Origin of the sequence: Rathayibacter sp. VKM Ac-2928 (genome assembly GCF_022815545.1) — a bacterium.
GTDB classification, from domain to species: Bacteria; Actinomycetota; Actinomycetes; order Actinomycetales; family Microbacteriaceae; genus Rathayibacter; species Rathayibacter festucae.
The window spans coordinates 152,829-174,264 of record NZ_JALGRU010000001.1; the positions used below are offsets into that span (position 1 = coordinate 152,829).

A 21,436-nucleotide genomic window follows, 5' to 3' on the forward strand; every position below is an offset into this window, starting at 1 on the left:
ACTAGAAGGTCTAGCTACTTCTCGAGTTCGTCGTCTGCGGCGGCGTCGATCTCGTCGACCGCGGCGCCCATCCGGCGGAGGAAGTTGACGACGACCTCGGCCTCGCCCGCGTCGAGGTCCTCCGCGATCTCGAGCATCCGGCGGTGCATCTCCTGCAGCGTCTCGCGGACCTCCTGATCGCTGTCGACCGTCGCCTCGACGACGATGCCGCGGCGGTCGCTCGGGTGCGGCTTCCGCACCAGGTGCCCGCTGCGAACGAGCCGGTCGATCAGCACGGTGGTCGACGCGGAGGAGATCGAGAGGTGCGCGGCGAGATCCTTGGCGCTGACGAGGTCGCCCTCGCGCTGGCGCCGCAGCAGGAACTGGATCGCGATCAGGTCGGTCTCGCCCATCGCCATCTTCTCGCGGGTGCGGCGGCGCATCGCCACCTCGGAGACGCGGTACCTGCGCATCGCGCTGAGCACCTCGACGGCACGTCGCGTCGAGGACTCGTCCGGGTACCAGTAGCCGGCGCCGCCCCGGACCGTCGTCTCGCTCATCCGGCCATCCTAGACTCGCGTGCAATCAGAGCGTCTAGCGATCGGGGGCCGGTGCCGGCGGCCCGCCCGCCTACGCTGGACCGGTGACCGCCACCCTCGTCGCCAAGGGCCTCTCCGGAGGCTATGCGCACCGCACCCTGTTCGACCGCCTCGACCTCACGGTCGCCCCGGGCGACGTCGTCGGCGTCGTCGGCGCGAACGGAGCGGGCAAGTCCACCCTCCTGCGCATCCTCGCAGGCGAGACCGCCCCGCTCGAGGGCAGCGTCGTGCTCGCGCCCGGCGACGCGTTCGTCGGCTGGCTCCCGCAGGAGCACGAGCGCCGCGAGGGCGAGACCGTCGCCGGCTACATCGCCCGGCGCACCGGCGCCGCGGAGACCTCGGCCGAGCTCGATGCGGCCGCCTCCGCGCTGGCCGAGCCCGACCCCGACGGTCGGATCGCCGACCGCTACGCGCTCGCCCTCGACCGCTGGCTGGCGAGCGGCGCCGCCGACCTCGACGAGCGGACCCCGGTCGTCCTCGCCGACCTCGGCCTCGCCCTCGACCCGACGGGCCGCACCGGCGGCGTCTCCGCCGACTCCCTGATGACCTCGCTCTCCGGTGGCCAGGCGGCCCGCGTCGGCCTCGCCGCTCTCCTGCTCTCCCGCTTCGACGTCGTGCTGCTCGACGAGCCCACCAACGACCTCGACCTCGACGGCCTCGAGCGGCTCGAGGCGTTCGTCCGCGGCCTGCGCGGCGGAGTGGTGCTCGTCAGCCACGACCGGGAGTTCCTCGCCCGCAGCGTCACCCGCGTGCTCGAGCTCGACCTCGCGCAGAGCACCACCACCGTCTACGGCGGCGGCTACGACGCCTTCCTGGAGGAGCGCGAGACCGCCCGCCGCCAGCGCCGCGAGAAGTACGAGGACTTCGCGGACAAGAAGGAGGACCTCGTCTCGCGCGCCCGCACCCAGCGGGAGTGGTCGAGCCAGGGCGTCCGCAACGCGATGAAGAAGGCGCCCGACAACGACAAGATCCGCCGCAAGGCCTCGGCCGAGTCGAGCGAGAAGCAGGCCCAGAAGGTCCGCCAGATGGAGAGCCGCATCGCCCGGCTCGAGGAGGTGGAGGAGCCGCGCAAGGAGTGGCAGCTCGCCTTCACGATCGGCAGCGCCCCGCGCTCGAGCTCGGTCGTCTCGACCCTGAACGCAGCGGTGGCCCGCCGCGGCACCTTCACCCTCGGCCCCGTCTCGCTGCAGGTCGACGCCGGCGACCGGATCGGCATCACCGGCCCCAACGGCGCCGGCAAGTCGACGCTCCTGTCACTGCTGCTGGGCCGCTCCGCTCCGGAGGAGGGCGGCGCCTCGCTGGGCGCGAGCGTCGCCATCGGCGAGATCGACCAGGCGCGTGCGATGCTCGCCTCGGACGTCCCGCTCGCCGACGCCTTCGAGGCGCTGGTGCCGGAGTGGCCGACCGCCGAGGTGCGCACCCTCCTGGCCAAGTTCGGCCTCAAGGCCGACCACGTCTCGCGCCCCGTCGGCGAGCTCTCGCCCGGCGAGCGCACCCGCGCCGCCCTGGCGCTGCTGCAGGCGCGCGGCACGAACCTCCTCGTGCTGGACGAGCCGACCAACCACCTCGACCTCGCCGCGATCGAGCAGCTGGAGCAGGCGCTCGAGGCCTACGAGGGCACGCTGCTGCTGGTCACCCACGACCGCCGCATGCTCCAGACCGTGCAGCTGACCCGCCACTGGCACGTCGAGGCGGGCGTCGTCACCGAGCGCTGACCCGCGCGCCCGGGACGCCCCTCCGCTCCCTCACTCCCTGCACTCTCCAGAAGTTGTCGTACTCGACCACCCGCGACGACAACTTTCGGACCGCGGGTGCACCCCCGACTCCCGTCACTTCTTCCGCTCTCCGAGAGTTGTCGTACTCGACCACCCGCTACGACAACTTCTGAGGAGTCGGGGCGCCGGAGTCAGAGCGACGCGGCGCGCGCCAGCAGCAGGGCGCGGGTGCGCTCGTTGCCGGCCAGCGCGGCGGCGACGGCGAGCTCGGCGGCGACGGCGAGCTCGGCGGCGACGGCGAGCTCGGCGGCGACGGCGAGCTCGGCGCGCGCCTCCTCCCGCCGGCCGAGGCGCGCGAGCAGCTCGCCCCGCACGCTCGGCAGCAGGTGCGAGGCCCGCAGAGCACCCTCGGACGCGAGCCGGTCGACGATCAGCAGCGCGGAGGCGGGACCGGTCGCCATCGACACCGCGGCGGCGCGGTTCAGCTCGACGACCGGGCTCGGCGACACCCGCCCGAGGATCTCGTACAGCAGCACGATGCGCTCCCAGTCGGTCGCGGCGACGCTCGGCGCGATCGCGTGGCACTCGGCGATCGCCGCCTGCAGCCCGTAGGACCCGCGGCCCTTGCCCACGCGGTCGGCGCGGCGCAGCGCCTCCCGGCCGCGCTCGATCTGCCCGCGGTCCCAGCGGGTGCGGTCCTGGTCCTCGAGCAGCACCGGCGAGCCGTCGGGCGCCGTCCGCGCCGCGAACCGCGAGGCCTGCAGCTCCATCAGGGCGAGCAGCCCCTGCACCTCGGGCTCGCGCGGGAGCAGCGCGGCGAGCACGCGCCCGAGCCGCAGCGCCTCCCCCGCCACCTCCGTGCGGAGCCAGCGATCGCCCGACGTCGCGGCGTAGCCCTCCGTGAAGATCAGGTAGACGACCCCGAGCACCGCGTCGAGCCGTGCCCGCCACTCCGCCGGGTCCGGCACCTCGAACGGCACGCCCGACGCCGCGAGCGACTTCTTCGCCCGGACGATCCGCTGCTGCACGGTCGCGACCGGCACCAGGAACAGCCGGGCGATCGCCTCCGTGCCGAGCCCGCCGACGAGCCGCAGCGTGAGCGCGATGCTCGCCTCCCGCGAGAGGACGGGGTGGCAGGCGGTGAAGACCAGCCGGAGCACGTCGTCCTCGATCGGCCGCCACTCGTCGTCGACGCTCTCCTCGAGGGTGCGGGCGAGGAGGCGGTAGCGGTCGTCGAGCGCCGTCCGCCGCCGCCAGCCGTCGATCGCCCGCCGCTTCGCCACGGCCGTCAGCCAGGCCCCGGCGTTGCGCGGGACGCCGGTCGTGGGCCACTGCTCGAGCGCCTCGACCAGGGCCTCCTGCGCCAGGTCCTCGGCCAGGCCGACGTCGCCCGTCACCCGCGCGAGCGTCCCGACGATGCGCGCGCTCTCGATCCGCCAGACGGCGTCGACCCGCGCCCGGATCTCCTCCCCGGGAGGCGCCGGCGTCATGTCAGCCGTTCTCGGCGCGGGCCTTCTCGTCCTCGCGCCAGCCGGCCTCCTTCTGGAGGTACTCGTTGTCGGCGAAGTCCGCGAAGTCGCTCTCGTCGGTGACGCGGCGCACCTCCAGCGTGTTGCCGGGGACGAGCGGGCAGCGCAGCGCCCACTCCTTCGCCTCCTCCTTCGAGGAGACCCGGATGATCCAGAAGCCGTTGAACAGCTCGTGCGTCTCGCCGTAGGGGCCGTCGGTGATCGCGGCGGGCTCGGAGGAGAAGTCGACGACGAACCCGGAGGTCGCGACGTCGTCGGAGAGGCCCTCGCCGGCGAGCAGGACGCCGGCGGTGATCATCGCCTCGTTGTACTGCCCCATCCGGGTGATGATCTCGTCGAACGGGATCGCCTCGTAGGCGGCCTTCGCGGCATCGGTCGCGCGCATGATCAGCATGTACTTCACGGTGGTCTCCTCGGGATTCGCGGGCGCCCTCTGCGCCCTCCTACTATCCCGTCGAACGGCGCCCGCCGATATCGACATCCCCGTGAAAGAGATCCGAACGAGTCGCTGCCCCCGTGCTGATCGAGCAGCCCCGCAGTGCTGTCATCACACTGGTCGGCGTCTCGTCCGTGAGGGAGAGGACGCGCGGCATTCCGTTCATGCTGGTCGAGTAGCCCCGAAGGGGCGTATCGAGACCCACCACCCCCGGCACACCGGCTCCGCGGACCGCCCCGCGCCGCGGATCACCCCACCGCGTCCAGCAGCGCCCGCACCACGGCCGCCGAGCGGTCCGCCGCGTCGTCCACGTGCGCCTCGAACGACCCGGGCTCGCAGAGGTCCGAGATGCCGCGCACCGACACGAACGGCAGCCCGTGCACGTACGCGGTCTGCGCGAGCGAGACCGACTCCATGTCCGTCGCCAGCGCCCCGTCGTACAGTCCGCGCACCCGCGCGACGTGATCGCCCGAGACGAAGACGTCGCCCGAGACGATCAGCCCGCGCCGCACCGTGATCGCCGCGCCGTCCGGCATCGCCGCGTCGAGATCGACGGCGAGCGCCGGCGCGTGCCCGGAGTAGCGCGCCGGCATCCCCGGCACCTGCCCCATCGCGTAGCCGAACGCCTGCGCGTCCGCATCGGTCTGCACGTACTCGTCGCCGACGACCACGTCGCCGACGCGCACCTCGGCTCCGAGCCCGCCCGCCGACCCGGCGCTGATCACCAGCGGCGCGCCACCGATCCGGAGGACCGCCGCCGTCAGCCCGCCGGCCGCGTTCACGAGCCCCACGCCGGTGCGCACGAGCAGCACCGGGTGGCCGCCGACCTCGATCGACCACTGCAGGGCGTTGCCCACGGCGACGGGCTCCGGGGCGCCGCCCGCCGCCGCGAGGAACGGCTCGGCCTCCTCGTCCATCGCGACGAGGACGATCGCCTCGACCGCGCTCACGCGGTGACCTGCTCCCACTGGTCGCGCTCCGCGAGGAACGTGCGCGCCGCGTCCTGGGCGCCCTCGAGCGAGTGGTTCGCGCCCCAGCCGCACTGCGTCTCGTTGGCGGCGGGGACCTCGGTGGCCTCGGTGATGTCGCGGAGGGTCGACTCGACCAGGTCGAGCACCTCGGTGAGCTCGGGCTCGCCCTGCAGGATCAGGTAGAAGCCGGTCTGGCAGCCCATCGGCGAGAAGTCGACGACGCGGTCGGAGTGGTTGCGCGACTTCTCCGCGAACAGGTGCTCGAGCGAGTGCACGGTCGGCATCTCGAGGTGGCCGTGGTTGGGCTGGGTGAAGCGCACGTCGTACTTGACGAGGTGGTCCCCGGCCGGAAGCGTCTTCGCGTCGGCCAGGCGCACGTAGGGCGCGGCGACGGTGCGGTGATCGAGGTTGAACGACTCGACGTTCATGCGCGGCTGATCCACGGTGGTCTCCTTCTCCTGGGGTCCCTCCATTGTCCCCCGCGCCTCCGACAGCAGCCCGAGCGCCCTGCACGCTGATCGAGCAGCCCGCCCAGCGGGCGTCTCGTGATCCACCGTCACGCCTACCGACGGTGGACGGGTCTCGATGCGCCCCCGCGATCCATGCTGATCGAGTAGCCCGCGCAGCGGGCGTATCGAGATCCGCCGTCACCGAGAGCTCGTTCCGCAGCCCCGGCAGGGCCGACGGCGCCGGGTTGTGCATCGCGGCCGACCGGTGTCCGTCTGCGCGCCTACCGCGCCGCCGCGTCCTCGCCCGGCACGAAGCGGTAGCCCATCCCCGCCTCCGTCAGCAGGAACCGCGGGTGCGCGGGATCGGGCTCGAGCTTCTTGCGGAGCTGCGCGAGGTAGAGCCGGAGGTAGCCGGTGTCGGTCACGTGGGTCGGCCCCCAGATCTCGTCGAGCAGTGAGCGCCGGGTGACCAGCTTGCCCGCGTTCCGCACGAGGATCTCCAGCACCTGCCACTCCGTCGGCGTGAGCCGCACCGCTGCGCCGTCGCGCATCGCGCTCTTCGCCGCGAGGTCGACGGTCACGTCGCCGATCCTGACCGTCGGCTCGCCCTCGGCCGGCTGCACGCGCCGCGACAGGGCCCGGATGCGCGCGAGCACCTCGTCCATCGAGAACGGCTTGGTCACGTAGTCGTCGGCCCCCGCGTCGAGGGCACCGACCTTGTCCGCCGACCCGGTGCGCCCCGAGACGACCAGCACCGGCGCGCTCGTCCAGCCGCGCAGCGCCTGGATCACCTCGACCCCGTCGAGCCGCGGCATGCCGAGGTCGATCATGTAGACGTCCGGCCGCTCGTCGATGGCGCGGTTGATCGCCTCGGTCCCGTCGCCCGCGGTGACCACGTCGTAGCCGCGGGCGGTCAGGGTGATCCGCAGCGCGCGCAGGATCTGCGGGTCGTCGTCGGCGATCAGGATCTTCATGCGGCTCCTCCCGAAGCATCGGCTCCCGCGGCGCGCCGCTCGGCGGCATCGGTCTGGGCGGCATCGGTCTCGGCGGCCGCGTCGTCCGCCGCCACCGGCAGCGTCACCACCATCGTCAGCCCGCCGCCCGGGGTGTCCTCGGCCTCGAGCGTCCCGCCCATCCCCTCGGTGAACCCCTTCGACAGCGCGAGCCCCAGCCCCAGCCCGGTCATGTTGTCGTCGTCACCCAGGCGCTGGAACGGCACGAAGACCTCCTCCCGGCGCTCGGGCGCGATCCCGGGGCCGTGGTCGACGATCCGGAGCTGCGCCGTGCCGCCGAAGACGCTGGTCGACACCCGCACCCGCGTCCCCTGCGGCGCGTAGCGCACCGCGTTCGCCAGGAGGTTCACCACGACCCGCTGCAGCAGCACGCCGTCGGCGAGCAGCTCCGGCCCGGCCGGATCCAGGTCGAGGTCGACCTCCCCCGGGCCGAGCCCCAGCTCGTCGAGAGCGGGCAGCACGACATCGGCCGCGTCCAGCGGCGCGAGCGACACGGCGAGCACTCCCGCCTCGAGCCGGGTCACGTCGAGCAGGTCGGTGACCAGCGCGCCCAGGGTGGTGAGGCTCTCGTCCGCGGTCGCGAGCAGCTCCGCCCGGTCGCCCTCGCTCCACTCCACGTCGCGCGAGCGCAGCCCCGAGACGGCGGCGGTGGCGGCCGCCAGCGGCCGGCGCAGGTCGTGGCTGACCGCCGAGAGCAGGGCGCTGCGCATCCGATCGGTCTCGGCCAGCGGAGCCAGCGAGCTCGCCGTCTCGCTCAGCGCCTCCCGCTCGAGCGCGGAGTCGAGCTGCGCGGCGACCACCTGCAGCAGCCGCCGCTCGCTGCCCTCCAGCTCGCGGCCGTGCAGCTCGAGCTCCGCCTGCGCGCCCACCGGGATCCGCACGGGCTCACCCGCGGCCGTCGGCTCGCCGTCCGCGGCGACCACCGTGCCGTCCCGCACCAGCCGGACGCCGGTGAGGCCGAACGCCTCGCGCGCGCGCTCGAGGATCGCCTGCAGCGCACCCTGGCCGCGGATCACCCCGCCCGCGATCGTCGCGAGCAGCTCCGCCTCGGCTCCGGACCGCTTCGCCGCGCGGGAGCGCCGGGCCGCCCTGTCCACCACGGCGCTGACCAGCACGGCGTTCAGGACGTAGAGCGCGAGCGCGAGCTCGTGCAGCGGCTCGTCGACGGAGACGGTGTAGAGCGGATCGACGAAGAAGTAGTCGAGGGTCAGCCCTGAGAGGACGGCCGCGAACAGCGCGGGCCAGAGCCCGCCGACCAGCGCGACGAGCACGACGAGCAGCTGGTACGAGAGCACGTCGCTGGTGATCGACTCGTCGCTCCGCAGGCTCGCCATCAGCCAGGTGACCAGCGGCCCGCCGACCAGCGCGAGGGCCGTGCCGAGCAGCCGGCGCCGCAGCGTCAGCGCTCCGCCGAGGCGCGGCAGCACCGCCGCGCGACCGGCGGCCGAATGGCTGACGATGTGGACGTCGATGTCGCCCGACTCGCGGATCACGGTCGCGCCGATCCCCGGAGTGAGCGCCGCGGCGAGGCGGCTGCGCCGGCTCACGCCGAGCACCAGCTGCGTGGCGTCCACGGAGCGGGCGAACGCGACGAGCGTGCGCGGCACGTCCTCGCCGACCACCTGGTGGTAGCTGCCGCCGAGCGACTCGACGAGCGCGCGCTGCGCCGCGAGCACCTCGGGCCGCGGCGTCCGCAGTCCGTCCGGCGTCAGCACGTGCACGGCCAGCAGGTCGCCGCCGGAGGCGCGCGCGGCGATCCGCGCACCGCGGCGCAGCAGAGTCTCGCCCTCCGAGCCGCCGGTCAGCGTCACGACCACGCGCTCGCGGGCGGCCCAGGTGCTGTCGATGCCGTGCTCGCCGCGGTAGTCGCGGAGCGCACTGTCCACCTCGTCCGCGAGCCAGAGCAGTGCCAGCTCGCGCAGCGCGGTGAGCGTGCCGAGGCGGAAGCGGTGCGAGAGCTCGGCGTCGATCCGCTCGGGCGGGAAGACGCGGCCCGCGGCGAGCCGGTCGCGCAGCGCCTGCGGAGCGAGGTCGACGAGCTCGATCCGGTCGGCGGCGCGGAGCACGGCGTCGGGGATCGTCTCGTGCGGCCGCGCCCCGGTGATCGCCTCGACGACGTCGTTCAGCGAGGCGATGTGCTGGATGTCGACGGTCGTGAGCACGGTGATACCGGCGTCGAGGAGCTCCGCCACGTCCTCCCAGCGCTTCCGGTGCGACGAGCCGGGAGCGTTGGTGTGCGCGAGCTCGTCGACCAGCGCGATGTCCGGTCGGCGGGCGAGCACCGCCGCCGGGTCCATCTCCTCGAGTCGCGCACCGCGGTGCAGGACCGCGCGCCGCGGGACGACCTCGAGGCCCGCGATCCTCGCGGCGGTCTCGGCGCGGCCGTGCGTCTCGACGACCGCGATCACGACGTCGCGGCCCTCGGCGGCGAGCCGGCCGCCCTCCTCGAGCATCGTGGACGTCGTGCCGACGCCGGGCGCCGCTCCCAGCAGCACGCGCAGGCGGCCCTTCGTCATGCTCCGGCCCCCACCCTCGGCTCGCGAGATCGGCTCCGGCACGCACGATCGCGGCGTTCCGGCGAGCCGAGGGTGATTCTACGAGCCCGAGGTGCGCCGCGAGCCTCAGCGCAGGCGGTACGCCTTCCAGAACTGGCGCATGGTCAGGCCGTACTCCTTGCGGAACAGCCGGGCGGCGGTCACGTACTCGTGCAGTCCGCACCGTGCGGCGAGCACCTCGAAGCCGTCCGGGTTGTCGGCCGCGCTGATCTCCGCGGCGAGTGCCGTCAGGCGACTGGTCCGGATGTACTCGGAGAGGGTCGGTCCGTCGCTCGCGAAGAGCCGGTGGATCGTGCGGGGACTGGTGTGGAAGACCTCGGCCAGGGTGCCGACGGTGAGATCGCGCTGGGCGAGGTGGTCGCGCACGTAGCCCTCGACGTGCTCCCGGGAGAGCTTGATCCGATCGAGGTCGCCGACGGCGAGGTGCGACCGGTTCGCGAGCGACGCCTCGATCAACCCGGTCAGCTGCGCGAGCTGCGCGCGGAACGCGTCCGGCGAGATCGAGTCCTGCGAGGCGAGCTCGTGCGAGAGGGTCTGGAACAGGCGCATCAGTCGCGGCGGCGAGATCACCTCCAGCCCGTAGAGCGGGACGGAGGCCCGCAAGCGCTCGCTCAGCTGATCGACCGGAATGCTGATGAAGATGCACTCGGTCACGTCGTAGGTCTCCGAGGACACCGGCTCACCGCCGCCCGCGATGGCGATGGAGCCCCGCGTGAGGCGATAGCGCTGAGTGCCGACGGAGATGAAGCACTCGCCCTCGATCAGCGCCACGATCTCGATGCGATTGCTTCTCGGGAATCCGAGGGAACTCGAATCCGGTGAGGTGAAGTAATTGGCGCGCGCGGTCATCCGCTGAGCACTCACCTGATCGATGACCACTCGCTCCGACTCCGCCTCGAACGCCTCTCGACTGCGCGGATGGAATTCACCGACTCCCATCCACTCGCTGATCGCCTTCTCGGCGCCCGGACCGCTGAAGCGCTGGCGATCGATGCGGCAGGGCGAGCTCGGCCTGAGGGGGGAGTCCGTGGACGGGAGGGTCTCTTTCATCACTGCAGTTCCATCTCGAGGATCGGCTACGAGCGCCCGGAACGGGATCCACTCGCCACACGTCCGCGACGGCAGGACATGTGAATTCTCAAAGCCACAACCTGCTCATCCGCACGGTGAACGGGGACTGCTGCGGGGTGACCGAGCGGTGAGTGTAACAGGAGAGAGGGCGCCGAATTCAAGTCCGGCGCCAATTGAGTGATTCCCCGCCGGATCAGCTGATCTCCGCCATCTTCGATTCCCCGTCTTTCCGCGGATGGATGTCTTTCTATACGCAAGCATCGACCTTTATATACGTCCTCATGAACGAAGAGCACTTTCAGGTTCCGGACATGGATCACTGAGCCTCATCAGCCGTTCCCGCCACCTCCAATGATCCGTGCCAGAGATTTCGGGACGCCGCGCGGTCGGCTCACCATCGATGTCGACCCCGCGAAAACCGCTCTGCCGCCCACGAGGCCGGTTCAGATCGTCGTCCGCCGCGACCATCGCTCGCCCTCCCCACCCACGAAAGGGACACCCGAGAATGAGACCACGACTCCGCCGCCTCCTGGCCGCCGCCGCCCTCGCCGCCGCTGTCGCCGTTCCGAGCGCCGTCGCCGTGGGCGGTGCCGCACCGGCCGCCGTCGCCGACACCGCGAGCCCCGTCCCCGACCTCCGCGTCTCCTACCTCCAGCTCGGAGCGACCGGCTCGCTGGCGCAGATCGATCCGGCCGGCATCGCCGCCTCGAACGTGATCGTGTTCGCCTTCGCCGACCCGGCGAGCAGCACGGCCGATCCCGCGACCCTCGCGGCGATGCAGAAGGTCATCGACCAGGAGGCGAAGGGCACGGTGAACCTGCTCAGCCTCGGCGGGCAGACCGTCACCCGGGACACCGTGAACGCCGGCACGGCGAGCGCCGTCGGCTCCCGGCTGCTCGCGCAGATCGAGGACTACAACGCGAAGCTCAGCGGCGGGAGCATCACGGGCGTCGACCTCGACCTCGAGAACGGCATCGACGCTCCGACGATCAGCGCCCTCGGCGCGACCGTGAAGGGCGCGGGCCTCTCCCTCGCCGTCGCACCGCAGGTCTACCTGAGCAGCGGGACCGAGGTGGACCCGGCCGCGCCCACCAACCTGACCCTCACCTCCGGTGTCCACGACGGCGCGAACGACCAGTTCGGTCCGCTCCTGAAGAGCGGCACGGTCGACTACCTGCTCGCCCAGACCTACAACACCGGCGGCTGGACGGTCGGCGGCGCCGCCGAGAAGGACCCCGGCTTCTTCAGCACGATCGCCCGCGCGCTGAACAGCGCGGTGCGGTCCGACTGCTCCGCCGCCACCTCGCTGTGCATCGGCGAGGGCACGAGGATCGTGATCGGCCAGGTCAGCAACGCCGGCGCCAGCGGCACCGCGAACAACGTCTTCGGCGGATCCGGCGCCGCCGCCTACGACCAGGCCGCGGTGCTCGCCGACCTCGCCGCGCAGTGGAAGGCGATGAAGGCGAAGCCCGAGCTCTACGGTCACGTGACCGGCGTGATGCAGTGGTCGCTCAACAACGACTACGCGCCCGCGGCCTGGGGAGACACCTCGGCCGTCCCCGGCGCCTTCAGCGTCGCGCTCTTCGGGGCGGCCGCGCCGGCACCGGCTCCGTACTTCCTCCTCCAGGTGAGCAACACCGGCCCGGACAGCCCCGACTCGGGCGCCTACGCCTCGGCCACGCTCGTGGTCGACGGTCAGTACTGGATCTTCGGCAACAAGTGGGGCTCTGCACTGAGCCCGGGCGCCAACGAGTCGTTCGGCACCTCGGCGTCCGCCAAGAACCCCGCGACCCCGTACGTGATCAACAGCAGCAGCCTCGACTCGATCTTCAGCGGCGGGAAGAAGTCCTTCACCACCTCGCAGGTGCTGATCAACGGCTACTCCGCGCAGAGCGACGTCGCCTCACCGGGTGAGCAGTACGCCTGCCCGGTCGGATCGGGCTACACGTTCGAGGCCGGGCACTCCTACAACGTGCAAGTCAACGCGAACTCGGGCTTCAAGTCCTGCGCCATCTCGAAGGTCACTTCAAGTCCTGCGCCATCTCGAAGGTCAACTGACCCTTCCCGCACTCCTCGGGCGGGCCGCGCCGTTCCCACACTCCGCTGCGGCCCGCCCGAGGTCGCGACCGGCTCCCCTCCGGTCGCCCTTCCGCTCTCCCGGTCACCCCGACCCGGAGAGCCAGAACGAGAGGAACACCCCATGTCCCGTCACCTGCTCCCCAAGGCGATCGCCGGAGTCGTCCTCGTGGCCGGCGTCCTGACCGGCTGCGCGCCGGCCACCGGAACCGCCTCGCAGTCGTCCACGAGCTCCAGCTCCGCCGCCGCGAAGACCACGGCGCCGTCGACGGTCGCGCCGGCCGGCGAGAGCCGCGAAGGCGCGTTCGAGGGCCTCAACGGCAAGAAGGTCACCGGCACCGCGACCGTGTCGGGAAAGACGGTCGACCTCAGCGGCTTCTCCTCCGACGAGGGCCCGGACCTGCACCTCTACCTGACGAACGGGACCGACGAGAAGGCCGTGAGCGCCGGAGTCGAGCTGGGCCCGGTCTCCTACGACACGAAGACCCAGAGCTTCGACGTGGGCGACGCCGCCGACTACACCTACGTGGTCGTGCACTGCGACAAGGCGAAGGCCGTCTTCGGCGCGGCGAAGCTCTCGTGACGCGGCCCGGGTGGCGCTGGGCGGCCGCGGCCCTGGGCACCGCCGTCCGCGTCGCCCTGGGCCTGCTCTGGATCAACGAGGGCGCGATCAAGCTGCGATCCGGATTCGGAGCCTCCGACATCCTCCTCGTCGCCGACGGCGCCGCGGAGAACGGGCGAGTGCCCGACTACTTCCAGCTCTTCGCGTCGACGATCCTGCACGATCAGGCCGGTCTCTTCGGCTTCGTCACCCCGCTCGTCGAGATCGGGCTGGGCGTCGCGCTGATCGCGGGGATCCTCACCGCGCCGGCCGCGCTCGCCTCGCTCGCGACGCTGCTGATGTACTGGTCGGCCGATCAGCTCATCGACGAGTACCCGGTGATGGCGCTGCTCTCGGGCCTCGTCCTCGCCTTCGCGGCGACCTGCTCGCAGATCTCCGCGACCGGTCTCCTCGTCCGCATCATGCGGACCCGGAACCGCACCCTGGCCGGCGTCCTGGAGCGGCCGGGCCTGCGCCGCTGGCTCTGACGACGGCGCTGAAGAACACGGGGACCCCGGAACGAGCTCGGCTCGTGCCCGGGGTCCCCGCTTTCATGTCGCCTCCTGAGAGCGGTCTCACCCAGCGCTGGCGCGGAGACACCGGTGGAAGGTCACGGTTCGGCAACGCCGCGGATCGATCTCCCGTCGCGCTTTACAGACCGGTGCACGCGCAATATGTTGTCTCCGTGGACAAAGCCCCTCGGGGCTCCCCGCCCCTCCCGGGCGACGACACGACGACGTGCTCCCACCTGCACGCTCTCGCGCCGTCCTCATCCTCGGACACTGCTTTCAGAGAGGAATGCACTCCATGAAGTTCTCCCGCAGCATCACCACGCTGGCCGCCGCCGGCATCATCTCCCTCGGCCTCGCCGCCTGCTCCGCCAGCCCCGCCAACTCGGGCGGCGCCGCTGCCGGCGCGGGCGCCGAAGGCGACTGCACCGTCGGCATCTCGATGCCCACCCGCAGCCTCGAGCGCTGGATCAACGACGGCGAGGGCCTCCAGTCCCAGCTCGAGGGCGACGGCTGCACCGTCGACCTGCAGTACGCCGACAACAAGACCGACCAGCAGATCTCGCAGATCCAGAACCAGATCGCCGGCGGCTCGAAGATCCTCGTCGTCGCGGCCATCGACGGCGAGGCGCTCGCCCCCGTCCTCGCCGAGGCGAAGAAGCAGAACGCGACCGTCATCGCCTACGACCGCCTGATCAACGGCACCGCCGACGTCGACTACTACGCGACGTTCGACAACTACAAGGTCGGCCAGCTCCAGGGCCAGTACATCGAGTCGACCCTCGACCTCGCCAACGCCGCGGGTCCCTTCACCCTCGAGCCCTTCGCCGGCAGCCCCGACGACAACAACGCCAAGTTCTTCTTCTCCGGCGCCTGGGACGTCCTGCAGCCCTACATCGAGAGCGGCAAGCTCGTCGTGCCGTCCGGCAAGTCGCCCGCCTCGGACGACGACTGGGCCTCCATCGGCATCCAGGGCTGGGCCTCGGACAAGGCGCAGTCCGAGATGGACAACCGCCTCTCCTCCTTCTACACCGGTGACCAGAAGGTCGACGTGGTGCTCTCCCCCAACGACAGCCTGGCGATCGGCATCGAGGCCTCGCTGAAGTCCGCCGGCTACGCGCCCGGCGCCGACTACCCGATCATCACCGGGCAGGACGCCGACAAGGCCAACGTCAAGGCGATCCTCGCCGACGAGCAGTCGATGACGGTCTGGAAGGACACCCGCACCCTCGGCGACCGCGTCTTCCAGATGGTGCAGTCGATCGTCGCGGGCGAGGAGCCCGAGGTCAACGACACCGAGACGTACGACAACGGCGAGAAGGTCGTCCCGTCCTACCTCCTCGAGCCGCAGGTCGTCGTCAAGGACGACGTGCAGTCGGTCCTCGTCGACTCCGGCTTCCTCACGGCCGGCGACGTCGGACTCTGATCGGTCGGGCGGGGCAGGGGAGGAGTGATCCTCCCCCACCCCGCCCCTCTCCCCCTTCTTCCCCTCGAAGCCCATCCTCTGCACAACGAAGTGAGGCCCTGTTGGCCAGTCCCATCCTCATCATGCGCGACATCGTCAAGGAGTTCGGCGGCGGCGTCCGCGCCCTCGACGGCGTCTCGCTCTCGGTCCAGCCGGGCGAGGTCCACGCCATCTGCGGCGAGAACGGCGCCGGCAAGTCGACGCTCATGAAGGTCCTCTCGGGCGTCTACCCCGTCGGCAGCTTCGAGGGCTCGATCGAGTTCGAGGGCCGCCAGGCGCAGTACCGCTCGATCAACGACAGCGAGGCCGACGGCGTCGTCATCATCCACCAGGAGCTCGCTCTGAGCCCCTACCTGTCGATCGCCGAGAACATCTTCCTCGGCAACGAGAAGTCCACCCGCGGCGTCATCAACTGGAACGCCACCAACGCGGAGGCGGCCAAGCTGCTCGCCCGCGTGGGCCTCGCCGAGAGCCCGGCGACGAAGATCCTCGAGCTGGGCGTCGGCAAGCAGCAGCTCGTCGAGATCGCCAAGGCGCTCGCGAAGGAGGTGAAGCTCCTCATCCTCGACGAGCCCACCGCCGCGCTCAACGACGAGGACAGCGACCACCTGCTCGGCCTGATCGACCAGCTGCGCCGCCAGGGCATCACCTGCATCATCATCAGCCACAAGCTGAAGGAGATCCGCGCCATCGCGGACACGGTGACGATCATCCGCGACGGCCGCACCATCGAGAGCTTCGCGATGGCCGGCGAGGACGCCTCCGAGAGCCGGATCATCCGCGCGATGGTCGGCCGCGACCTCAACAGCATGTTCCCGCCGCGCGATCCGCAGATCGGCGAGGAGAAGCTCCGCGTCGAGAACTGGACGGTCCACCACCCGGTCGACATCAATCGCGTGGTCGTCGAGGACGCCTCCTTCACCGTGCGGGCCGGCGAGATCGTCGGCTTCGCGGGGCTGATGGGCGCCGGGCGCACCGAGCTCGCGATGAGCATCTTCGGCCGCAGCTACGGCACCGGCATCTCGGGCCGCGTCTTCAAGGACGGCAAGGAGATCCAGACGCGCACCGTCGAGGAGGCGATCCGCAACGGCCTCGCCTACGCGACCGAGGACCGCAAGCGCTACGGCCTCAACCTCATCGGCGACATCACCGTCAACGTGTCGGCCGCGGCGCTCTCGCGGCTCGCCCGCCTCGGCGTGATCGACAAGCACCGCGAGTACAAGGTCGCCGACTCGTACCGCTCGAAGATGAACATCAAGGCCCCGAGCGTCTCCGCCGTCACCGGCAAGCTCTCGGGCGGCAACCAGCAGAAGGTCGTCCTCTCGAAGTGGATCTTCTCGGGCCCGGACGTGCTGATCCTCGACGAGCCCACCCGCGGCATCGACGTGGGAGCCAAGTACGAGATCTACGGCATCATCAACGAGCTCGCGGCCCAGGGCAAGGCGGTCGTCGTCATCTCGTCCGAGCTGCCCGAGCTGATCGGGCTGGCCGATCGGATCTACACCATCTCCGAGGGGCGCATCACGGGCGAGATCGACCGTGCCGACGCCACCCAGGAGCACCTCATGCACTACATGACCGCCGGAAAGGAACAGGCCCGATGAGCGCCACGACCACGACAGCCCCGAGCGGCACGCCGGCGAGCACGCCGTCGACGCCGCCCAAGCGGGCGCGCCGACTGAACATCAACCTCCGCCAGTACGGCATCCTCGCCGCGCTCGCGATCATCATCCTGCTCTTCCAGGTCCTGACGAACGGCCGCCTGCTGCTGCCGGGCAACGTCAACAACCTGATCCAGCAGAACGCCTACGTGCTGATCCTCGCGATCGGCATGGTGATGGTGATCATCGCCGGCCACATCGACCTCTCGGTCGGCTCGGTCGTCGCCATGGTCGGTGCCATCTCCGCGATCGCGATGAACAACTGGGGCCTGCCCTGGTGGGCCGCCGTGATCGTCGCCCTGGTCACCGGTGCCGCCGTCGGCGCCTGGCAGGGCTTCTGGGTCGCCTTCGTCGGGATACCGGCGTTCATCGTGACCCTCGCGGGCATGCTGATCTTCCGCGGCTTCACCCTGGTCCTGCTCACCGGCGGCACGATCAACGGCCTGCCGACCGAGTTCACCGCGATCGGCGCGGGCTGGCTGCCGGGCGTGCTCGGCGGCATCGCCGGCCGCGACGCGCTCACCCTCGTGCTGGGGCTGCTCGTCTGCGTCGCCCTCGTCGTGCAGCAGGTGCGCACCCGCGCCACGCTGCGCCGTCTCGAGCTCCCGCGCGAGCCGATCGCCTCCTTCTACGTGAAGGCGGTCGTCGCGGTCGTCGCGATCATGGCCCTCGCCTGGCTGCTCGCGGGCTACAGCGGCACGCCGATCATCCTGATCGTGCTCGCCGTGCTGATCCTCGCCTACAGCTTCGTGCTCGGGCGGACGGTCTTCGGCCGCCACATCTACGCGATGGGCGGCAACCTGTTCGCCGCGATGATGTCGGGCGTGAAGACGAAGTGGGTCAACTTCTTCATCTTCGTCAACATGGGCGCGCTGGCCGGTGTCGCCGGCATCGTCAGCACGGCCCGCGCGGGCGGCGCCGTCGCCTCCGCCGGTCAGAACTACGAGCTCGACGCGATCGCCGCGGTCTTCATCGGCGGCGCGGCCGTCCAGGGCGGCGTCGGCACGGTGGTCGGCGCGGTCATCGGCGGTCTCGTGATGGGCGTGCTCAACATGGGCCTGTCGATCCTCTCCGTCGACGCCGCGTGGCAGATGGCGATCAAGGGCTTCGTGCTCCTGCTGGCCGTCGCGTTCGACATCTTCAACAAGAGGAGGGCGGGCGGGCGCTAGCCTTCTCTCCTCCCTGCACCGTGCCCGGGCGCGTGCTCTCTCCACGGAGGGCCCGCGCCCGAGCGCATCCCCGGACCGGTGCCCCATCGCGCCGACGAGAGGCTGAGCAGCATGGCAGGAGCAGTCGGAGCATCGAGCAACGCTCTGCTCCGTCGGCACAACCTCGCCGCCATCGCGACCCTGGTGCACCGCTCCGGACCGATCAGCCGCGCCGAGCTGGGCCGCCTGACCGGCCTGAACCGCTCGGCGGTCGCCAACCTCGTCGGCGAGCTGAGCGAGGTCGGCTGGGTGGAGGAGGAGACCACCGCCTCCGACGGCCGCATCGGCCGCCCGAGCGCGACGGTCGTCCCCGGCCGCACCTTCGCGATGGTCGGCGTCCACCTCGACACCGACGCGATCATCGTCGGCCTGGTCGGCCTGCACGGCGACCTCCTCCGCCGCGTCCGCTTCGACACCCCGAAGCCGGCGAGCCCGGCGACCGTCGTCCGCGTGGTCAGCGGCATCGTGGCCGGCTTCCGCGCCGAGCGGGAGACCCATCGCGTCCTCCTCGGCGCCGGCGTCGCCGTGCCGGGCCTCGTGCAGGCCGACTCGGGCTTCGTGCACCGCGCGCCGCACCTGGGCTGGCGCGACGTCGACCTCGCGTCGCAGCTCAGCCGCGCGCTCGACCTCCCCGTCTCGGTCGGCAACGACGCCACGCTCGGCGCGATCGGCGAGTCGCTGTTCGGAGCCGCGCGGGGCGTCGCCGACGTCGTCTACGTGACCGGCGGCGCCAGCGGCATCGGCGGCGGCGTGATCATCGGCGGCGTCCCCCTGCAGGGCTCCTCCGGGTTCGCGGCGGAGCTCGGCCACACCCTCGTCGCCGCGAACGGCCGCCTCTGCGGCTGCGGGCGGCACGGCTGCCTCGAGGCGGAGGTCCGGATGCGCTCGCTCCTCGACGTGCTCGGCGCCCGCGTCCTCGATCAGGACGAGCTCGACATCGCGCTCGGCACCTCCCGCGACCCCGCCGTCCTCGGGGAGGTGGCCCGCCAGGTCGACCTGCTCGCCGAGGGCCTCTCGACCTACATCAACCTCTTCAACCCGACCGCGGTCGTCCTGGGCGGCTTCCTCGGCTCGCTGCTCACCGTCGACCGCGAGCGCCTGGCGGCCCGCGTCTCGGCGCGCGCCCTCAGCGACCTCGCCCGCGGCGTCCGGATCGAGCGCGCGGCCCTGCGCTCGAGGCTGGAGCTGGTGGGGGCCGCGGAGCTACCCTGGCGTCGCGCGCTCGCGGATCCCGCGGCGGCGGTCGGCGGCTCGGAGCCGCCTCCCGCGTCCGGCCCCGGCTCGCGGACGGACGCCCTCGGCGCCCGCGCCTGACACCGACGTCGAGGAGCACGAGCATGGCCGACTTCAACGAGCAGATCATCGCGGAGTTCCGCGCGAACGGCGGGACGGTGACGACCGCGGGCTTCGGCCGCAGCCTCGTCCTCGTGCACCACACCGGCGCGCGCTCCGGCGAGGAGCGCATCGCCCCGCTGATGGGCCTGCACCCCTCCGACGACGTCTGGCTGATCGCCGCCTCCGCCGCCGGCGCCCCGAAGCACCCCGCCTGGTTCCACAACCTCGAGGCGAACCCCGACACCGTGATCGAGACCCCCGACGACGGCACCGTCCCCGTCCGCGCCCGCGTCCTCGAGGGCGCCGAGCGCGACGCCGGCTGGAAGCGCTTCACCGACGCCTCCGAAGGCTTCAAGGGCTACGAGGCCAAGACCACCCGCACCATCCCGGTCGTAGAGCTGACCCGCCGCTGACCCCCGCCCCCCTCTCCCCCTCCGCGAGATGCCACTTGTGCACGCGACACGCCGTGAAAGGCGTGCACAAGTGGCATCTCGCGGGAGCGGAGCGGTCAGCCGAGCAGGCGGGGGAGCTGCAGCACGAGCCAGGGGGAGAAGGCCCAGGGGGTCGCTCGGACGGCGGCGAGCGTCGCCTCGGGGTCGACCCACTCGACGTCCATGACCTCGTCGGCGCGCGGGTTCAGCGCATCGCGGCTCGACACGGTCGCGGTGTAGACGGGGCAGATCTCGTTCTCGACGATCCCGGAGGCGTCGACCGCGCGGTAGCGGAAGTCCGGCAGCGCGACCTCGAGCGTCTCGAGGCGGGCACCGAGCTCGCGCTCGGCACGGCGCACCACCGCGTCCTCGATCCGCTCGCCGGGAGCGGGGTGCCCGCAGAACGAGTTGGTCCACACGCCGGGCCAGGTGCGCTTGCCGAGCGCGCGCCGGGTGACCAGCAGCGCGCCGTCGGGGGCGAAGACGTGGCAGGAGAACGCGAGGTGCAGGCGGGTCTGCGTGTCGTGCACGGTCGCCTTGTCCGCCACGCCGACGGCGGCCCCGGACTCGTCGAGGAGGACCACCTCCTCGAGGAGATCCAGCTGCTCGAGCTCGTCGGTGCGCACGGCGATTCCTTCCGAAGTCATGACCGTAAGTCAAGCACGACGACGGAACTCAGCCGGCTTATTGCTAGAGAAGCGAGTTTGTTAGCCTCGACCCCGTGGATACGCGCGACCCCGTGGTTCTCTCCCGAAGGCGGCAGGAGCACGTCGATGCTGTCCTCGACCGGTTCTTCTCGCTGGCGCGCTCGCGCGCGACCCGGCTCGGACCCCGCTACCTGACCCTCTGGCAGACCATCGAGGCGAACACCCGCGGCGGCAAGCGCTTCCGCCCGCTGATGGTGATCTCGGCCTACGAGGCGCACGGCGGCCAGGACCCGGAGGCGTCCGCCCACCTGGGCGCGGCCTTCGAACTGCTGCACACCGCGCTGATCGTGCACGACGACGTGATCGACCGCGACTTCGTCCGCCGCGGCGGCCCCAACGTCTCCGGCAGCTACCGCGACGAGGCGACGACCGCCGGCCTCTCGATCCCGATCGCCGAGCACCGCGGCACCTCCGTCGCCGTCATCGCGGGCGACCTCGCGCTCACCGGCGCGCACCGCCTGGTCGAGGGCGTCGGCGCCTCCGACAGCGTCCGCGCCCGCCTGCTCACCCTGCTCGACGAGGCCGTCTTCGCCTCCGCCGCGGGCGAGCTGGCCGACGTCGACTTCTCGCTGATGCCCGGCATGCCCTCCGTCGACGAGGTGCTCGAGATGGAGCGGATGAAGACGGCGGTCTACTCGTTCGAGGCGCCGCTGCAGGCCGGCGCGATCCTGGCCGGCGCCGACGACGCGGCGGTCGAGGCGCTCGGCGAGTTCGGCCGCGGCATCGGCATCGCCTACCAGATCGTCGACGACCTGCTCGGCGTCTTCGGCTCCGAGGGGCAGACCGGCAAGACCACGCTCGGCGATCTCCGCGAGGGCAAGCGCACGGTGCTGATCGCGCACGCGGCCGGCACCGACCGCTGGCCGGAGATCGAGGGGCTGATCGGCGACGAGCACCTCGACCCGGACACGGCGGAGCGGGTGCGCTGCATCCTCGAGGAGTGCGGCTCGCGCGGCTACGCGGAGGCGCTCGCGAGCGACTTCGCGAACCGGGCCTGGGACGCGCTGCACACCCCCGCGGTCACGGAGGCGTTCCGCACCGAGATGCGGCCCCTCGTCTCCAGCGTCCTCGGGCGCACCCGATGACCGCTCGCCACGCGCGGATCTCGGCCCCGATGCCGGTCGAC

The 21,436-nt window shown here is 71.8% G+C and carries 18 protein-coding genes; 9 read left to right on the plus strand and 9 right to left on the minus strand.

All coding sequences use genetic code 11. From position 1 onward, the window contains the following. Positions 1-14: 14 nt before the first annotated feature. On the minus strand, positions 15-539 hold the full coding sequence (locus MT350_RS00705; RefSeq protein ID WP_243599387.1) for a MarR family winged helix-turn-helix transcriptional regulator: 525 nt from the start codon (positions 537-539) through the stop codon (positions 15-17). Between the two features lie 83 nt (positions 540-622). On the opposite strand from MT350_RS00705, the gene MT350_RS00710 reads away from it, so the two are divergent. After that, positions 623-2,293 carry an ABC-F family ATP-binding cassette domain-containing protein gene (locus tag MT350_RS00710; RefSeq protein WP_243599388.1) on the plus strand — a complete coding sequence of 557 codons (1,671 nt, stop codon included), beginning with the start codon at positions 623-625 and terminating at the stop codon, positions 2,291-2,293. A gap of 191 nt (positions 2,294-2,484) precedes the next feature. On the opposite strand, the gene MT350_RS00715 is transcribed toward MT350_RS00710, so the two are convergent. The 7 genes from MT350_RS00715 to MT350_RS00745 form a co-directional block, all read right to left on the minus strand. After that, entirely contained in the window at positions 2,485-3,783 is a 1,299-nt protein-coding gene (locus tag MT350_RS00715; RefSeq protein ID WP_243615233.1) for an RNA polymerase sigma factor, read from the minus strand. A 1-nt stretch (position 3,784) separates the two neighbouring features. Then, complete coding sequence (locus tag MT350_RS00720; protein WP_243599390.1) at positions 3,785-4,225, minus strand: YciI family protein; 441 nt, start codon at positions 4,223-4,225, stop codon at positions 3,785-3,787. A 281-nt stretch (positions 4,226-4,506) separates the two neighbouring features. Next, positions 4,507-5,208, minus strand: coding sequence for a 5'-methylthioadenosine/S-adenosylhomocysteine nucleosidase (gene mtnN / locus MT350_RS00725; protein ID WP_243599391.1), 702 nt, complete (start codon positions 5,206-5,208; stop codon positions 4,507-4,509). Then, complete coding sequence (locus MT350_RS00730; RefSeq protein WP_374204652.1) at positions 5,205-5,702, minus strand: S-ribosylhomocysteine lyase; 498 nt, start codon at positions 5,700-5,702, stop codon at positions 5,205-5,207. Before MT350_RS00730 ends, mtnN begins: the two co-directional genes overlap by 4 nt. A 257-nt stretch (positions 5,703-5,959) precedes the next feature. Beyond that, on the minus strand, positions 5,960-6,652 hold the full coding sequence (locus tag MT350_RS00735; RefSeq protein ID WP_243599392.1) for a response regulator: 693 nt from the start codon (positions 6,650-6,652) through the stop codon (positions 5,960-5,962). Next, the gene (locus MT350_RS00740; protein WP_243615234.1) at positions 6,649-9,207 is read right to left on the minus strand and encodes an ATP-binding protein; all 2,559 of its coding nucleotides are present in this window, start codon (positions 9,205-9,207) and stop codon (positions 6,649-6,651) included. The genes MT350_RS00735 and MT350_RS00740 overlap by 4 nt, the downstream gene beginning before the upstream one ends. Before the next feature lie 105 nt (positions 9,208-9,312). Further along, positions 9,313-10,296, minus strand: a complete 984-nt coding sequence (locus MT350_RS00745) for a hypothetical protein (RefSeq protein ID WP_308197337.1) — start codon at positions 10,294-10,296, stop codon at positions 9,313-9,315. A gap of 526 nt (positions 10,297-10,822) precedes the next feature. Here MT350_RS00745 and MT350_RS00750 point away from each other — a divergent pair. The 7 genes from MT350_RS00750 (at position 10,823) to MT350_RS00780 (ending at position 19,585) form a co-directional block, all read left to right on the plus strand. Next, on the plus strand, positions 10,823-12,976 hold the full coding sequence (locus MT350_RS00750) for a DM13 domain-containing protein (RefSeq protein WP_243615235.1): 2,154 nt from the start codon (positions 10,823-10,825) through the stop codon (positions 12,974-12,976). Next, on the plus strand, positions 12,973-13,482 hold the full coding sequence (locus tag MT350_RS00755; protein ID WP_243599396.1) for a DoxX family membrane protein: 510 nt from the start codon (positions 12,973-12,975) through the stop codon (positions 13,480-13,482). The genes MT350_RS00750 and MT350_RS00755 overlap by 4 nt, the downstream gene beginning before the upstream one ends. 319 nt (positions 13,483-13,801) lie before the next feature. Further along, positions 13,802-14,929 (plus strand): multiple monosaccharide ABC transporter substrate-binding protein, encoded by a 1,128-nt coding sequence (gene chvE, locus MT350_RS00760; RefSeq protein WP_372487834.1) that lies wholly within the window; start codon positions 13,802-13,804, stop codon positions 14,927-14,929. Between the two features lie 122 nt (positions 14,930-15,051). After that, on the plus strand, positions 15,052-16,572 hold the full coding sequence (gene mmsA, locus MT350_RS00765; protein WP_123447230.1) for a multiple monosaccharide ABC transporter ATP-binding protein: 1,521 nt from the start codon (positions 15,052-15,054) through the stop codon (positions 16,570-16,572). After that, positions 16,569-17,798, plus strand: a complete 1,230-nt coding sequence (gene mmsB, locus MT350_RS00770) for a multiple monosaccharide ABC transporter permease (RefSeq protein ID WP_123447231.1) — start codon at positions 16,569-16,571, stop codon at positions 17,796-17,798. Before mmsA ends, mmsB begins: the two co-directional genes overlap by 4 nt. Before the next feature lie 111 nt (positions 17,799-17,909). Further along, complete coding sequence (locus MT350_RS00775) at positions 17,910-19,151, plus strand: ROK family transcriptional regulator (RefSeq protein ID WP_243615236.1); 1,242 nt, start codon at positions 17,910-17,912, stop codon at positions 19,149-19,151. A 23-nt stretch (positions 19,152-19,174) separates the two neighbouring features. Next, positions 19,175-19,585, plus strand: a complete 411-nt coding sequence (locus MT350_RS00780) for a nitroreductase/quinone reductase family protein (RefSeq protein ID WP_243599398.1) — start codon at positions 19,175-19,177, stop codon at positions 19,583-19,585. Positions 19,586-19,680: 95 nt separating this feature from the next. Here the strand turns inward: MT350_RS00780 and idi are convergent, their stop codons facing one another. Beyond that, the gene (idi, locus tag MT350_RS00785) at positions 19,681-20,250 is read right to left on the minus strand and encodes an isopentenyl-diphosphate Delta-isomerase (protein WP_243600430.1); all 570 of its coding nucleotides are present in this window, start codon (positions 20,248-20,250) and stop codon (positions 19,681-19,683) included. Positions 20,251-20,342: 92 nt separating this feature from the next. Here idi and MT350_RS00790 point away from each other — a divergent pair, with 92 nt between their 5' ends. Then, positions 20,343-21,395, plus strand: coding sequence for a polyprenyl synthetase family protein (locus MT350_RS00790; protein WP_243615237.1), 1,053 nt, complete (start codon positions 20,343-20,345; stop codon positions 21,393-21,395). Positions 21,396-21,436: the final 41 nt, after the last annotated feature.

Bases quoted from the DNA above. Each gene is read 5' to 3' on its own strand.
- MT350_RS00705 (WP_243599387.1), bottom strand. From the start codon at position 539: ATGAGCGAGACGACGGTCCGGGGCGGCGCCGGCTACTGGTACCCGGAC.
- MT350_RS00715 (WP_243615233.1), bottom strand. From the start codon at position 3,783: ATGACGCCGGCGCCTCCCGGGGAGGAGATCCGGGCGCGGGTCGACGCC.
- MT350_RS00730 (WP_374204652.1), bottom strand. From the start codon at position 5,702: ATGGAGGGACCCCAGGAGAAGGAGACCACCGTGGATCAGCCGCGCATG.
- MT350_RS00735 (WP_243599392.1), bottom strand. From the start codon at position 6,652: ATGAAGATCCTGATCGCCGACGACGACCCGCAGATCCTGCGCGCGCTG.
- MT350_RS00740 (WP_243615234.1), bottom strand. From the start codon at position 9,207: ATGACGAAGGGCCGCCTGCGCGTGCTGCTGGGAGCGGCGCCCGGCGTC.
- MT350_RS00745 (WP_308197337.1), bottom strand. From the start codon at position 10,296: ATGAAAGAGACCCTCCCGTCCACGGACTCCCCCCTCAGGCCGAGCTCG.
- MT350_RS00750 (WP_243615235.1), top strand. From the start codon at position 10,823: ATGAGACCACGACTCCGCCGCCTCCTGGCCGCCGCCGCCCTCGCCGCC.
- chvE (WP_372487834.1), top strand. From the start codon at position 13,802: ATGAAGTTCTCCCGCAGCATCACCACGCTGGCCGCCGCCGGCATCATC.
- mmsA (WP_123447230.1), top strand. From the start codon at position 15,052: ATGCGCGACATCGTCAAGGAGTTCGGCGGCGGCGTCCGCGCCCTCGAC.
- mmsB (WP_123447231.1), top strand. From the start codon at position 16,569: ATGAGCGCCACGACCACGACAGCCCCGAGCGGCACGCCGGCGAGCACG.
- MT350_RS00775 (WP_243615236.1), top strand. From the start codon at position 17,910: ATGGCAGGAGCAGTCGGAGCATCGAGCAACGCTCTGCTCCGTCGGCAC.
- MT350_RS00780 (WP_243599398.1), top strand. From the start codon at position 19,175: ATGGCCGACTTCAACGAGCAGATCATCGCGGAGTTCCGCGCGAACGGC.
- idi (WP_243600430.1), bottom strand. From the start codon at position 20,250: ATGACTTCGGAAGGAATCGCCGTGCGCACCGACGAGCTCGAGCAGCTG.